Genomic DNA, 16,241 nt, shown 5'->3' with positions numbered 1-16,241 from the left:
GAAGAGCGCATCCGGGCGCCGTCATTAGTGAAATATCCGTCTTGCCCGGTGAACTGAATGTTAAAACAGAATATCGGTTCACCCGTTATTTTCAGTGCATGCCCATCGGGACTTTTTAATTTCAGCCACCGGACATCCGTGCGATAACCATTCTCCTGAGGACGGATGTAGTTGTAAGGAAGTTCACTGACGGGCATTTCGTATTCCCCTACTAATGCGGAGGTTTTACGGTCTGAGTAGTTTTCCCAAGGACCACGGCCGTACCATTGAGCCAATGATAATTCAGAATTCATATTCACTACCTGGCCAATTCTGGGTATGGACATATTGGATTCTCCGTTGTAATAATTCGGTGTAAAATAGTTATCTACCCGGATGCTTCCATCGGCATGTACAGTGTAGTCCGTATCGAAGAAAATGGTATGCTGCGGCTTTTCCGAAACGGTAAATTGTGTTTTAACGTGCACTTTTATCTGTTCGTATTTTTTCTCCTTTTTAGAAACGGCAGTGGTAGGTTCTACCGTAACTTGCAATATTTGCATTTTGGAAATAGCATTCTTCCAGACATTATTCTCGCTGTCCCAATCGTCATTGTCGGTATTTACACGCCAAAAATCCGGAACAAGAGATGATTTCAGATAATCGAAGCCTTCATAACGAAAAGAACTCAGTCCTCCTTTCCGTTTGTCGAAGATTAGGTTTAATCCGCGTTCTCCTTTTATATCGATTATCGTATCGTTCTCTTGATAGGTCAATGTTTTGTTTAAAGTATTACCGACAGTTATTTTTCTGACCGGATGATTCAAAGCGATCTGATCATAGGCTATTGTCCAACCTTTGGGTAACAGATCCTCCGCTTCTTTCAACTTGAATTCAACGTTTAAGAAATATTCATGACAGTCAGAAAGGGCTGTCTGATAGGGTATGGTCAATAATCCGGCGGAATGAGGAGCAAGGGCGAACGGTATGGTACCGTTTTCTACAGTTTGTCCGTCTTGCAAAAGGCTCCATGTCAACTGATACTTATCTGCATTGGTGAATGAGAATGTATTCGTGACTTTAAAGACCTTTTCTCCCAGTCCACTCTTTCGTACCCGTAAACTCTGCAATACTTTTTTAGCTTCATACGCGTGCGGGTTGGGTTTTCTGTCCGGAGAGAATAATCCATTGATGCAGAATGCACCGTCGTTACGGATCTTTTCCTGTCCGAATCCGCCACCATATTCATAATAATGCACTCCATTGTGATAGGCATCCATTCCTTGATCTACAAAGTCCCATATAAAGCCTCCTTGTAATACCGGATAAGTTTCTATCAAATCCCAGTAATCCTGGAAGTTTCCAAGACTGTTGCCCATTGCATGGGCGTATTCGCATTGGATAAGAGGTATGCGTGCATCCGGCGATAAGGCATAATTTTTCATCATTTCCCCTTTCATATACATGGGGCAGTAAATATCCGTATGTGGTAATGTTCCGGCCTGTTCGAACTGCACTAACCGGCTTTTATCCAGTGCCTTCAACATTTTGTAGCCTTTGACAAAGTTGACTCCGTCACCACATTCATTACCCATAGACCAGATAATGACTGACGGATGGTTTTTATCTCTTTGGAACATACGGTTCATGCGATCCAGGTGAATGTCTGTCCACTCCGGATCACAAGCGATATGTTTTTGCGGATCTATTACATTTTGTAGAGCCGCCCCTAAACCATGCGATTCGATATTGGCTTCATCCACAACATAAATCCCGTATTTGTCACACAACTCATAAAAATAAGGGTCGCACGGATAGTGGCTAGTGCGAATTGCGTTGATATTAAATTGTTTCATTAATCGGACATCCTTCTCCATCGTCTCACGAGGAATATAATGTCCGTATTTAGGATGGTGCTCATGTCGGTTAGCCCCTTTGATGTAAACAGGAACTCCATTGACCAGAAGTTGTGCATTCGCTACTTCCACTTTACGGAATCCTACTTTACATGAACTGTATGTCGTATTGCCGTTCGCTTCTTCGACACCGATCAGCAATGTATATAGATTGGGTGTTTCTGCTGTCCAGTGTGAACAGCCTTCGATCACCTGCTTCAGATTCATAGTTTGTTCTTTCAGTCCGGGCAACACTATCTTTTGCTGCTCTGCCCAGATCTCTTTATTTTCCTTGTTGAGTAAAGAAAAAGAGACATTGACTGATGTTTTGCGTTTTTGGGTATTTTTGAGTGTATAGTTCAACTCCAGTTCCCCGTTCTTGTATTGTTCATCCAAATCGCCTATAGCGAAGAAATCTTTCAGGAATACCGGAGAGGTGGCATACAGCCACACATCTCTTTTGATGCCTGCCAACCGCCAGAAATCCTGGCATTCTAAATAAGAGCCGATCGAAAAGCGATAGACTTCGATGGCAATCACATTTTCTCTTCCCGGTTGTATATAAGAGGTGATATCGAATTCTGCCTGCATTTTCGAATCTTGAGAATAGCCGACCTTTTGTCCGTTCACCCAAACATAAAAGGCAGACTTGACAGCGCCCAAATGCAACACCACCCGTTTCCCTTCCCAGGCAACGGGAATATGTACTACACGTCGGAACGCTCCTACAGGATTCCATTCCGTAGGAACCCGATACGGGTAGGGGTCTATATAATTGAACTCGTAAGGATGATTCATATATAGAGGCTTGTCGTATCCTTGTAAGGGCCAACTGCCCGGTACGTCAATATCGTCCCATTGCGATACATCGAATCCTGTCTGGTAAAAATCTACCAGGCGTTCGGCCGGTTTTTCGCAAAAATGAAACTTCCATTTGCCATTCAACAGTATATTATCCGGGGTATTTTCATAACCACCTTTCAGTGCTTCGGTTCTATCCGAATAGTACCAGAATGTTGCACGTCCGCTCTCTCTGTTTACTCCTGTCACGCGAGGATTTTCATACTCTTTCTGTTGTGCGGACAGGGCGGTACATACAATGGATAATGCGATGTATATTAAAATTCTAATGACTTTCATTCTTCTCTGTTTAAACGGTCTGACCCTAAAAAAGACTCCCCGATACATGAATATATAGTTCGCTACTTATGTATCAGGGAGTATTCATACCTATTGATAAAACTTTATACTATTTATTTACAATACTTCTTGCTACAATTTCTCCATTTACCGTTTGTATTTTTACAATGTACATACCCTGAGGCAATGCCATAGAACATTCATTCATGTTTCCTGCCTTTTCTGCAACAAGGGTTCCGGCTGCTGTATACACATCCACCTTGTTCAGGTTGTTTCCTTTGACATAGATGCTTCCGTCGGTGGAGTATACAGCTATGCCGCTCTTGTTATCCTTTAATTCATTGATACCGGTGCTGACCTCTTCGCGTGCATCAAATTCGTCATTTAAAATAATTTCGTCAATGTAGAATTTTCCAGCCGGATTATCCCAGTTATCTTCTCCATTAAAGCCAAACAGGAATTCGATTGCAGAGATTGTTTCACCTTTCAATTCAGAGATATCGAATACAAAGTCCTCCCAACTGGTAGCGTCATAAGGCATATATTCGGATCTGGCCTGATTACCCATATGGTCTTTTACAATTACTCGTACTGTCTGCCCGCCGGTATACATCATTATATGCAGGTTGGTATTCGGATATTCGGCTTTTACCAAGCCGTTGATAGGCAGTTGCAAAGCATGCCACCAAACCGCAGATGCCGGCTTATCATAACACAAAACCTTTTTTGTTAAATTTACAGCCTCAGAAGACGGATTATCGACTACCGTGCAAGAAGCATTCGGATCCATCGAACTCCATTCCATCAGATTTTTTGCAGTCATGTCCGGATCATCAAAATTCGCGATGTCTGTAATCTCAAGTATTTGTGCTCCATCCGGATAGGAAGAATCCATCAACTGAAAATCATCCAATAAATATTTGGTTTCCGGTACGGCACCCGGACCGTTCCATTGTAATTCGGGTTGTATGACAATTTTGCTGATTCCCTTGCCTGCCTGGACATAAGAGGTCAGATCAAATACAAAATCTTCCCAGCAATTTGCTTTTGTATTATTGAATTGTGCTTGGAAATGTCCGTCCTGTGTGCCTTTTTCGTCATAAACATGCACTTCACTGGCATCTCCGATTCGGGTGCGATACATCTTAAAATGAAGATATACGTGCTTGTCGGAAGCCGGCATAAAGTATTCTCCTTCTGCCGGGGCGATGTGTAGTTTGTGCCACCAGTCATGCTGGTTGGTTGCTGTAAGGGCAAAGCATTTTTCCGATTTATTAATTCCGCTTTTCTGAGGGTTTTCTTCAACACCCATTGTTTCACTTCCGGTTCCTTCATAAGTAATGTTTTCCAATACTAAAGAACTGCCTTCGAAGTTTTCCCACATGGGGGTAGAAATTTGTGCATGAATACCTAATGCAAACAACGCTGTACATAAAGTAATAATTTTCCTTTTCATGATAAGTTATTTAAAGTTATACAATCTGTTTTGAAAACGGCTGCAAGGTAGCGAGGAATAGAAAAACGGAGATTCACACTTGTAACATTCACTCGCTACCTGGTAACAACCTACTTATTTTATGTATTTTATGCCCGTTACAGACATTGGAGCGAGGGTTATGACACTTTTTTTATCAGTGGAAATAATATTCTCACCATTTATTCCTTTTTCGGTATAAGTTACTGTATGCTTTTCGATTCTCGAATGGTCTGAATTGGAAGAAAGGGTCACTTTTATAGGTGTCTGGTGATTGTTTATGAGGACTGTGGAGTATTCTCCTTCAGCATTTATGATTGAAAGTACATTCAAATGCTCTGCTGCTTCTGCATAATCGGTCTGTACAACGCGGTTTTCGCCTTTTCCCAATCCGAGTGTTTTGGAAAGTAGAGTAAATACATATGCTTTGGGCAGTAGTTTTCCTTCTTTGCTTCGAACGTCCCAACTATAAAGCCCGTGTGCATCCGATGAAATTTCCTGTTCTGTTGTTCCGTTTTCGGCAAATGCCTGCAAATAATTCCAATGCATGGCTCCTGTCAGCCCGTCGCGCATCCAGTTGACGAGACAGTTGGCTACAAAGAGGTGTGCTTTTGAGCCGGTATAGGTTATGGAGTCTGCAGCGTTACTGATAGATGTGCTCCATTCGGTGAAATAAACCGGCAGGTCGGCGTATCCGAATTTCCCTAACAGATTTTTGACTCTTGTTACAGTTTCCTGTTCCGTAGGAATGCCATAATCGCCATATACATGATGAGAATAAAAATTAAAGTTATCCTTGTTTATACGTTTATCCGCGAAGAAATCACGATTGGTGCTGCCACCGACTCCACCGTCGGAATGAGTGACAACAGAGGTTCCTCCCATCGGCATATCCGGCGTAATTTCCCGTACCACCTTTACACAGGTCATATAGATATCTGCCAATGCCGCACCGGCCGATGCATAAGGACTTTTATCAATGGTCATGAAATATCCCGGTTCGTTGTATACTTCTACCCAGTCTATATATTTGTGATAACGGCTATATACCTTACGCACAATATCGGCATAAACATCGAGGTCCATAGGAACCCCTTTACTGGTACCGTTGTATGCCAGCCATCCCGGACAATAGGCAATGATCATCATTACTTTCATGCCGCTTTTCTTAGCCCGGACTGCCAGTTCTAAATCCGAAAAATCCCATGTATCGGGGTTTTGTACATCGTTGACGTTATTGATGTAATCTTGATAGGTAATATTTGCCGGTAAGATTTTTTCAAGCCACATATCGCAACGGATACAATTGAAACCGGCATCCGTCAGCTGGGGTAATATTTTATGGGAATGAGGGAGCGATGGATTCTGGCATCCTCCGAAGAGCATATTTCCGCATGTATTATTCACTTGGCCAAAATCGACGGAGACTTTTAACGCATCATCGATCTCGTCGTCGGTAGTGAACAGCACTTCGCTCAATCCGAAGGCATTTCCACCCCAATTACCGTTGTTTATCGTTTTTGAAATAAGAAAACGGACATATTGTGCTTGTACACCGGATAAGTTTATCGGAGAATTTTTCCCATCATTCAAATTAGTCGCTTTCAGTTCGCTCGTACCCGAAGCCTGCGCCAACTGAAACGGATAAGATGCGTCCATCGTATAACCGGGCTCTGCCGGAGCCGGTAACTCAGTCCAATTCGTTTTGTCTGTGGAATATTCAATGCGCATATTCTTCACTCCTTTATTCAGATTGTCCGGTTGATTGAAATTCCAGATATACAGATTCTGTAAATGATATGATTTTTTCAGGTCAAATGTCAGTTTCACATCTCCTAAAACTCCTGTTCTGCTACACCACATGGTAGAACCGTTTGAAGCATTGTCGTGAAAAGCGTTGGCCGAATTTTCCGATAACCCCGAATTGTTTACTAAATTCTCTGAGAGCATGATACCGTCCGAATTACTGGCAGATACTCCCACAAAAGGAATTGTGTTTGTGCTGCAAACCGTGTTTAACGGGAGCAGCCCCCAAACAATAAGTAATGCATAACCTATTTTATTCATACTATTCTGATTAAATTCTATTTATAAAATTGAATGGATACAGCTTTACAATACAATCTTCATTGTCTCGTTGTGCCCGTCTTTATTGACAACAATCAGGTAAACTCCCTTTGGGTATTCTTGTAAACTAATAGATTGTGAATAGTCTCCCGAAGTGTTCTGTTCGGTTAATAAATCGATACCCGAAAGATTTTTGATACTGACATGCTCCCAATCTCCGGAGATCGATAAGTTTTTTGTATCGGGAGCATAGTATAGCTTCAGTTGTTTGGAAGATGTTATTTCTTCCACTGAACTCGGAAGATCGCCCGTAGTGAATGTCAGTGTTTCTCCTTCTATTTTTATATCGGAGATTGCAATATCCGCCCGGTCGCCATTACTAATAAAAGGATAGGGATTGGAAGTTGCACTAAATATGTTTCTTCCGTTTATATCCGAGAATAATGCTTCATTCAGATCACCGGCCTGGTCGATTTCTCCGTCTTTCCGGAATACATAAAACTCTGGAACCGGCTCTGTGGAACCGTTTTTATCAGTATGTACCCGGTAAATTAATAATCCGGACTCGGGCAAATGCCTTTCATAAGCGTTTTGGTTGTTACGGTATTCTAAAACAAAGAATTCTGTCGGATCATCTGTCAGAATCTTATAAGCATTCTTTTCCGGTTTATCGGCAGAATTCAAAGTGTAGGTAGCATGGCTTCTGATAGCCGGGATATCTTCTACCCATGTACCTCCGGAATATTTCCAACGGTTGTATACCAACGGAAGAGTCAGTTCCGGCCCGTCCATCACGTCCCACATGCCGACAGGGCGGGGATATTCCGAACGGGAGCGATACAGATAAGGGAAGCCCAGTTCGTTCAGTAAGAAACGGCAATGAGTGGCCAGAGAGCTACGTTCATAAAGAATGGTATATTTCTTTATTTTCTTTCCTCCCAGTTCAATATCTCCGTTGGCATTTATAAAACGTTCGGACAGTTCTCCATTCTGAGGTGAATGTACTCCTTTGTCCGTGCCACGGCTTCCGCCTCGGAAAACCATTACGAAATCATCTATATATCCATCGGCGTCCCGGTCGTATAGATTGCCGTCTACCTGTGAAGTTATTTTTTCTGCAAGTTCTCTTATGATAAAACCGATTGAAACGTCTGCAAGTCCTGCACTGATATCTTTCCCTTTACATTCCGGAAAACTTTTTGACCAGTCACTGTCATAACAGTAAAAACAGTATTTCAATTCATAAGAGTGTTCCGAAGACGTTGGTTCGTTCATTGGGAAAATGGAAGAGTTTATTTTCAATTTCCCATTAGACAGGGCCTTGAAATAAGATTGTACCGACATTTCGCCCGGACCGTTAAAGAACTCCTCATAATAACTCTGCGGTTCTTCGAAGTCCGGATCATTTTGGAAACGGGTGAGAACAACAATTCTATTTCTTTCGTCCGTTCGGCTATCGCCGGTATCGGCAGCTACCAGACTGGCAGTATGCCCAAGCAACAAATAACAAATAATAAATCTTATCACTTTCATAATCAATCCTTTCGTATGTTATAAAGGTTCATTACCCATCTCAAGTTCCAATCGTCCGCCATTCACCAATGCGCTAAACGGAATACGGAAATTCTTTAACAGCTTTCCATTTAACCGGGCACTACGGATATAGCGGTTTTCAGGTGAGTTATTCACTGCCTCTATCACAAACTCTTTACCCGGATAATAGCGGGAATCCAGAGCAATGGTAATCTTATTGAATAGAGGAGAGGTTATATCGAGTTCCGAATCAGCAGTTACGCCCCCATCCATTTCGAACAGGCCCATAGCCGACATGACAAACCAGCCGCCCATCTGACCTTCATCTTCATCTCCTTCCCAGCCTTTATAGGGAGAGTCGCCATAGAACCGGTCGAGTATCTCTCTTGTGTAATTCTGGCATAAAGAAGGTTTATCCAGATAGTTGAATATAAATGCAGAGTTCATATTCACTTCATTTCCCTGATTGATATAAAACTCGGCCGATTGCCCCATGGTACGGTCGAATACGTGTGCGGCAAAATTGTGTTTTCTCGACTTTTCAAATCCGTCGGACAATCGTTCCAATGCTTTTTCCTTTCCAATCAGTTTTATCAGTCCTTTGATATCATGAGGTACATACCAGGAGTATTGCCAGGAATTTCCTTCAATGAAACCGGCATTGGAGAATACATCGAACTGATCGTCCCAGTTCCCCAATGAGTCTCTGCGGCATACATACTTGTATTCGGGATGAAATACGTTTTTATAGTTCATGGAACGCTTTTCCAGAAAGGTGGCATCCTTTTTCTTACCGAGTGCTTTTGCCAATTGTGATACACAGAAGTCATCATAAGCATAATCCAGTGTCTTGGATACCACATTTATCTCGCTGGGCATATAGCCGTATCGAGCATAAGCATCCAGATCGATCTGACCGTAGGTTCCTCCGCAGGGATGTTCGCCACCGGGATTCGTTACCATTTTGTGAACGGCTTCGTAAATGGCATCCCCGTCTTTACGTATCTTTTTCTGATAGGCCGCTACCATCAAGGCAACTTCGTGGGAGCCTTCCATGATGCCGGAATACTCAATGCCGGCCGGTCCTTTACTTGTCCAACCGGTATGTCGATACATTTCTAACTGTGTTGTCACCCAATTGTCTATAATCTCCGGAGAGACGATAGACCATAAACCATTCAGGTTCCAATAAGAATTCCAGAAGGCATCTCCTCCGTACATGGCCTGTCCCGGTTTCAACTGCTGTATGTTTTCACAGGCATCCCGGTATTTGCCATCTATGTCATTCCAAGTTTGCTTGCCTGCATAGGCACGATACAGGTTGGTGTAGAATTTACGTTTGTCCTGCTCTTTTCCTCCTTCTACTTTGATCTTTCCCAACAGGCTGTTCCAGGTTTGACGTGCATTGTTTACACATGCTTCGAAATCCCATCTGAAAGGTCGGATCATTTCTTTCTCCAGATTCTGCCTGGCTCCTTCTATGCTGACTAATGACAGCCCCGTCTGTATCAGGATTTCTTCATTCTCTGCTGTCTTGTAAGTCACGTAAGCTCCCATTTCGTCCGAACCGGAAATTTTGTTTATATTCTCTGTTACTTCCGTGCCTTTCCAACCATTGAAAGAGTCGAATGGCTTGCTGAAACGGATAGAGAAATACAATGTCCAATCATTCCAACGGCTCCAAGCACCCGATACGCATTTGGCGTATCCTTCAATCCGGGTGTCGCTTACTTGTTCTATAGTTGCTTCTTTCACCGAGAATCCGTAATCCCATTCGGTAGGGAACAAAAGGTCCATCAGAATCCTGGAATCGGTACATTCCGGGAATATGTATTTCTGGAAGCTGCAACGGGTAGTGGCTGTCATGGCAGCCTTTACCCGATGGTCATACAACTCTACTTCGTAATATCCCGGAGACGCTTTTTCCGTCTCTTTTAATATACGTGAATGATAGCCGGCATTAGCCCCTTTGTAGGGAGCGTCCGGTCCCGGATTTTCGATGGTAAAATCTGCGGTTGCAGGCATCATCGACAGGCCGCCCATTGTCCAGGCATGAATGTGGCTGAATGCCGAAACACTGTTAATGGCATATTCGTATCCGCCCATCCAGCGATTACCTTGGTTATCCGGGCCGATTTGTACCATACCAAACGGCATTTGTGCATAGGGGCCGAGCATCCAGCGTGAATTGGAAGTTCCGATGAAACAATCTACATAATCTACCGGCTCTTTCCCGTTAGCATTCGTTTGAAATGCTGTGAATAAACAGCATAGAAAAACAATCAATTTATACTTTACCTGCATAATTACTTCACTTTTATATAGAAATAAAAAATATTCTTGTTCTTAACCCCGTCATAGCAGGTCAAAGAGATCTTATGATAACGTTGTTTGATATTGAATTTTGTTCCGTCATGTTTGGTATATACTTCATTCCATTCATACAAGGCATTCAAGGGCACTGTTATCTTATATGTATAGTCGTATCCGGTTGTTCTTGAAACTTCGTCGACGGATATTTCGTCTTTCAAATTCCAGTCGGCATATTCCAGCCCCAGATAGGCAATGCCGCTTTCGTCTTTTATGAATGCTTTTATTTCCACATTTTCTCCCCGTGCCACTTCAAAGGTATCTCTGGCAATATCGGCCTGAGGAGAATAGTAATCAACTCCTTCATTTAAATCCCGGTCGCAGGAACATATAAGCATGACTGTCAGTAGCATGCTTATGGCGGATGTTATTTTATGAAAACTCATGTTCATCGGTTTATTTAATTTGTTCTGATATTATATTCTTACCATCCCGGATTCTGATCCAGTTTGCTGTTCTTTTGAAGTTCCGACTGGGGAATCGGGTAATAGTTCATTTTCGGTTCAAACACCCGCTCTTCAACAACGAATGTCTCATACGAAGCTTTTTCATTTTCCATCGTAATTCTCATGCCGTGAATAGGTTGATTGAAATAGGTCTGTCCTTCTTCCCAACGGCGTACATCCCAAAAACGATGTTCTTCAAAAGCCAGTTCTACTCGTCTCTCATTCCTGATCCGTGCACGCATTTCTTCTTTGGATAAGTTCATGCGTATGTTCAGTTGGGGGATTTTGGCCCTCTTGCGTATCAGATTGACAGCATCGTATATAGACTGGTCCGGAGCATCCAGATATTCGTTCATCGCTTCGGCGTAGTTTAGCAGAATTTCCGCATATCGGAACAATATCCAGGGACGGCGGCGTTTCTGGTCTTTTGATAAGTCCAGATTCTGGTCGATGAACTTCCGCATATAGTATCCGGTTTTGGTTGCCGTAGGCGTCTTGTTCAGTCCGTCTTTTCCACCGACAAATGTTTCGATCGGAGTGCCGCTAAATTTTAATCCATTGTAGGCAACTGAATATTCCATACGGGGATCGCGCCCTTTATACGGGTTCTCCGGATCATAACCGGAACGGGGATCATCGATCGGATATCCTTTCGTTGTTTCGTAAGCATCTACCAGTTCTTGAGTCGGGTTGGTATATCCTTTTCCGCCATAGCTAATCGGGTTATTGTATAATTCTACCTCATTTGAGTTGTCCGAACTCGTAGCAAAGAGAATCTCAATATTATAGGGAGTGGTAAAGACGGAGTAATAAGCACTCAGCAAACCGACTTGCGAAGGGTTCTTTACCTGTATATCCATTATCTCTTTGGCTGCGTCTGCCGCATCTTTCCAAAGTTGTTTATCTTCATCCGGATTGTTTAGTTTACTGGCTAAATAGAGTAATGCCCTCGATTTCAGTGCCAATGCAGACAGCCGGGTGGCGCGTCCATAGTCGGCAGATTCTTTTTTGAAATCATCTAAATAAGTGGTTGCATTTTCGCAATCCCGGACGATAAATTCTATAGCTTTTGCAAAGGTAGACTGCTTGATTGTTTTTGCCTCTTCTTCTGTCAGTACCTTATCGACCAGTTGAATGTTTGAGAAACGCTTGGCCAGCTCAAAATGATAAAAGGCTCTTAAAAACAGGGCTTCGCCCTTCATGCGTTTATAAGTGGCTTTGGTCTGTTCGTTTTTATCAATCAACCCTGCCTCTTTGATGGTTGTTTCCAGCTCCTGCAAAAACATATTCGTCTTGCGGATGCCGGCATACATCGTTTTCCAGATTTCTTCTTCCGGATTATAAAAAGGAGTGATGGCTCCATTGTTGTAGCTGTGTACCGCGGAGCCGGAATAAGAACAGATCGCTTCGTCTGAAGCACAGGCGAACATGGCGTGGTCCAGACGGTTGAAACCGTTAATCAGTTCCCGGTAGGTACTATTCAGAAATCCCTGGGCAAACCGTTCGTCAGTGAAGATGTCGTCTTTGTCCAGATTTGTATCTATATCCTTGTCCAGAATATCACATGACCCTAAAAACAAGGTTGATAAGATTAATAATTTAGATATGTATTTCATATGGCCCTAAATTTAAAATTTCATATTTATACCAATGTTGAAAGAACGCATCATAGGATACCCGGTAACGCCTGCATCTACTACTTCCGGGTCGAGGTTGTATTTACCTAATTTATCTATGCTAAGCAGATTTTGCCCATTGACATAAAGGCGGAGTTGCTTAATGTTCACTTTCCTCAAAACGGAAGAAGGTAACTGATACCCCAATTCCACATTGCTTAATCTCAGGAAGTTACCGTTTTTGATCCAAAATGAAGAAGAACGGTAGTTATTCAGATTGTTCTCTGTTGTCAGGCGTGGGAAGGTGGCATCCGATTCACGCACTCCTTTTTCCCAGGCTCCATAGGCCAGTGCTGTCACCTTATTATTATTTTGCAAAGCCCATACTGCCGCATTGTTCAGATAAACCGAACGGTTTGCTACTCCTGAAAGTACTGCAGAGAAATCAAATCCGGCATAATCTACTCCCAATGATAATCCCATGGTCACTTCCGGGACAGTCGGTTTCCCTATAGGTATTTCATCATAAGAGTTTATGTGATTATCCTCATCCGGATTCTGGTTCTTGTATTTTAAATCTCCGGGACGAATTTTATAGAAAGTGGAGATGGGGCTGTTTTTTATATCGTCTTCATTCATATAAAAACCTAAGGCTTCCAATCCCCATAGCTGGGCTACGGATTTTCCGGTTCTCCTTTGATATTCCTTCAGACCTTCCACTTCATCCATTGCCAGAATCTTGTTTTTTGCCAATGAGACGTTTGCCTGAACAAAATAACCTACTTTGTTGATACGTTTTTGATGCATCAACGATACTTCCATACCCCGGTTGACTACCGTACCGATGTTCACATACGGGAATGGAGCACCGATGATCCAGGAGGAAGTATTCTGTTTCTCCGAAACGATATCCGAACGTTTATGCCAGAAGGCATCGACAGTGACTGATAAGCTCGAAAATAATTCCAGATCGATACCTACATTTAAATTCCGGGTCGTTTCCCATGTCAAATCGGGATTAGGCAAACGGCCCTCCCAAGCTCCGTCACTCCAGGCAAAGCCACTACCGAAGATGTAACCGCCACTGGACTGATCAAAGCCCGACCAATGAGACTGATAGGCATAACGGTCAAAACCGGTTTTACAGTTTCCGGCTTCTCCATAGGAGGCTCTCAGTTTCAAATAATTCACCGCTTTGGTATTGAAGAAGGATTCATTGGATATGATCCACGCTCCGGCGATGCTTGGGAAAAAGCCGAAACGGTGTCCCGGTGCATATTCATCACTGCCGTCATAAGCGAAACTGATTTCACCGACATATCTTTTGTCAAAACAGTAAGTCAGTTTGCCATCGACTCCTTGACGCGCATAAGCGGGATTGTCACCCTGTACAAATAATTGAGACTGATAATAGCGGGCATCGGCATAGACTTCGTGTTTTCCAAAAATACGGTCATAAGAGAAACCTGCATTAAAGGCCAGTTGATATTGATAATAATCGTATAATTTCTCTTGAGCCAATGACAATTGTTTGTCTTCTCCATACACAGAGTATGTGTTATCTCTCTGTAGTTCATAAGTTGCATAATTGCTCGTTTTACCGGTACCATATCCCGATACTCCGTCAAAAGCAACCATGGCACGTACTCCCAATCCTTTTGTCACGATATCCAGTTTTTGTTTTGCCTGTGCTTTCACTTGCAATACTTTGTTTCTGTCTTTCCGGTATCCGGTGTGGGAAATCATTCCATAAGGATTTTGCCTGTATTGCGAAGTACCTGCTATTTTCCCATCCTCGTAAGTGATCGGCATGGCATTGGGAGCAATTGTAGACAATACATTGAAGATATCCGAAGAAGTGCTGTTAGGCATATTCTTGTCTTCTATTCTTCCGGCCAGGTCCAATGATACATCCAGCGACTTTGTGACGGCAGCATCGATATTCGAACGGATATTATACCGGTTGTAATTTACATTCGTATTAAATCCGGAATTTATATCGGTATATTTATAAAGCCCGTCTTTACCTAAGAAACTGAATAATACAAAATATTTGACCTGCTCCGTACCTCCCCGGACAGACACCTTATATTGCTGTTGGGGAGTGCTGTTTTTCAAAAAAGAAGAATACCAGTCTACGTCGGGAAATAAATAGGGGTTCTGAGTCCCGTCATAAATTCCCGGGTTATATTTTTCGTCCGACGGTACCGGTAGTCCGTCGTTCTGTAATGCTTTGTTGTAAAGAGAGACATATTCACGGGAGGGCAAAAAATCCGGTAGCCGTGTAGGTTGTTGAAAGCCGTATTGAGCTGTCAGAGAAATCTCGGGTTTACCGATAATTCCTCTTTTGGTTGTTACAAATACGGTTCCGTTGGCTCCTCTCTGTCCGTATCGGGTATTGGCGGCACCATCTTTGAAAATGGAAATCGATTCTATCTCTTCAATATCCATCTGACTGATGTCCCGTTCTACGTCGTCTACTAAGAAGAGAGGTGAACGGAACTGTCCATATGTTCCGATACCGCGTATATAAATATCCGAGAGGCTGTTTCCCGGTTCGTCTCCCGTCTTGCGTAAGATCGTTAATCCGGAAGCTTTGCCGGTCAATGCATTCTCTAAATTGGAGGCCGATGCCTTATCCAGATCTGAATAACGGATTGTCGATACGGCCGATGTCTGCAAATACTTTTCGTTGCTTGTCTTATTTTTTATGGTATCCTGCACCGCTTTTTCACTCTTTTGCGAAAAAACCGGAAGGGAAAAACAAGCTATCGTAAGGGCCAGACATAAAAGTCTGAAAGATAAATGCCCGATAAAATATTTCATATTCTTACTTATTTTCAATTAATACTATTTACACATTCGAAAATGTATCATTAATAATTATTCCATCCGGGATTTTGCTGGTATAAGGGGTTTTTATCCATGTCACTCTTAGGAATAGGGTACAGATTCATTTTGTCCGTAAATATTCGGTCTTCGAAAACAACTTTGTTGTAGGTATAGCTATTGTCACTGTTCTTCGTGATTTCCATTTCGTACATCGGACCGTTGAAGTAAGTCTCCCCGTCTTTCCATCTGCGTACATCCCACCATCGGTGTTCTTCAAAGGCAAGTTCTATCGCCCGCTCATTCTTGATACGTTGCCGCATGGCGGTTTGAGACAGACCTTGGGGTAAAGCAGGCATGCCGCTTCTTTTACGGACAGCATTCACAGCATTGTACACTTCGGTAGAAGGAACAGGAAGGCTCTCATTCAACGCTTCTGCATAATTTAAATACATCTCGGCCAAGCGGAAGTAAATCCAGTTGTGATAAGCTTTATTGGATGATTTTTCATTCAAACTTTCCGGTAAATATTTGCGTACATAGTATCCGGTGCGGCATCTGTCTTTGGAAAGACGGTGTTTACCACCCATATACAGTTCTGCAGTGATTCCTTGCCATATACTTCCGTTGTAGATAACCGTTTTGTAAAAACGGGGATCTCTGTTCTTGTAGGGATCTTGTGCATCATAGCCCGAATCCTCATCCGTGATCGGTTTGCCGTTATTCATCTCGTATAAGTCTACAAAATTCTGTGTAGGGGCTACGGCACCTACTCCGCCGAATCCTTCGCCGGAAGGCGCCCAAACTTTTATCTCGCTGCTGGTGAAGCCTACAGGAACATTATTATACCAGAATATCACTTCTGAGTTCCCTTCATCGGGGCGCAGCAGGA

At 42.8% G+C, this 16,241-nt stretch carries 9 protein-coding genes; all 9 read right to left on the bottom strand.

From position 1 onward, the window contains the following. Window positions 1–3,014, bottom strand: a 3,014-nt coding sequence (locus QVP90_RS18950) for a glycoside hydrolase family 2 TIM barrel-domain containing protein (RefSeq protein ID WP_288204928.1), incomplete at its 3' end; no start/stop codon positions are given. Between the two features lie 109 nt (window positions 3,015–3,123). Next, window positions 3,124–4,470: a T9SS type A sorting domain-containing protein gene (locus QVP90_RS18945; protein ID WP_007479657.1), complete on the bottom strand. Its 1,347-nt coding sequence runs from the start codon at window positions 4,468–4,470 to the stop codon at window positions 3,124–3,126. Between the two features lie 114 nt (window positions 4,471–4,584). Further along, window positions 4,585–6,555, bottom strand: coding sequence for a discoidin domain-containing protein (locus QVP90_RS18940; protein ID WP_021937299.1), 1,971 nt, complete (start codon window positions 6,553–6,555; stop codon window positions 4,585–4,587). A gap of 45 nt (window positions 6,556–6,600) precedes the next feature. After that, window positions 6,601–8,088 (bottom strand): T9SS type A sorting domain-containing protein, encoded by a 1,488-nt coding sequence (locus QVP90_RS18935; RefSeq protein ID WP_021937298.1) that lies wholly within the window; start codon window positions 8,086–8,088, stop codon window positions 6,601–6,603. Window positions 8,089–8,106: 18 nt separating this feature from the next. Further along, entirely contained in the window at window positions 8,107–10,392 is a 2,286-nt protein-coding gene (locus QVP90_RS18930; protein ID WP_021937297.1) for a GH92 family glycosyl hydrolase, read from the bottom strand. A 2-nt stretch (window positions 10,393–10,394) separates the two neighbouring features. Continuing rightward, on the bottom strand, window positions 10,395–10,844 hold the full coding sequence (locus QVP90_RS18925; RefSeq protein ID WP_264380740.1) for a hypothetical protein: 450 nt from the start codon (window positions 10,842–10,844) through the stop codon (window positions 10,395–10,397). 38 nt (window positions 10,845–10,882) lie between these two features. After that, on the bottom strand, window positions 10,883–12,520 hold the full coding sequence (locus tag QVP90_RS18920; RefSeq protein WP_005928320.1) for a RagB/SusD family nutrient uptake outer membrane protein: 1,638 nt from the start codon (window positions 12,518–12,520) through the stop codon (window positions 10,883–10,885). A 12-nt stretch (window positions 12,521–12,532) separates the two neighbouring features. Next, window positions 12,533–15,346 (bottom strand): SusC/RagA family TonB-linked outer membrane protein, encoded by a 2,814-nt coding sequence (locus QVP90_RS18915; RefSeq protein ID WP_005928323.1) that lies wholly within the window; start codon window positions 15,344–15,346, stop codon window positions 12,533–12,535. 50 nt (window positions 15,347–15,396) lie between these two features. Then, a partial coding sequence (locus QVP90_RS18910; protein WP_288204927.1) for a RagB/SusD family nutrient uptake outer membrane protein occupies window positions 15,397–16,241 on the bottom strand: 845 nt, incomplete at its 5' end.

The sequence above is a fragment of the Bacteroides sp. CAG:189 genome (genome assembly GCF_000432295.1).
GTDB classification, from domain to species: domain Bacteria; phylum Bacteroidota; class Bacteroidia; order Bacteroidales; family Bacteroidaceae; genus Bacteroides; species Bacteroides salyersiae.
This window is presented reverse-complemented; position numbering and strand designations above follow the sequence as displayed.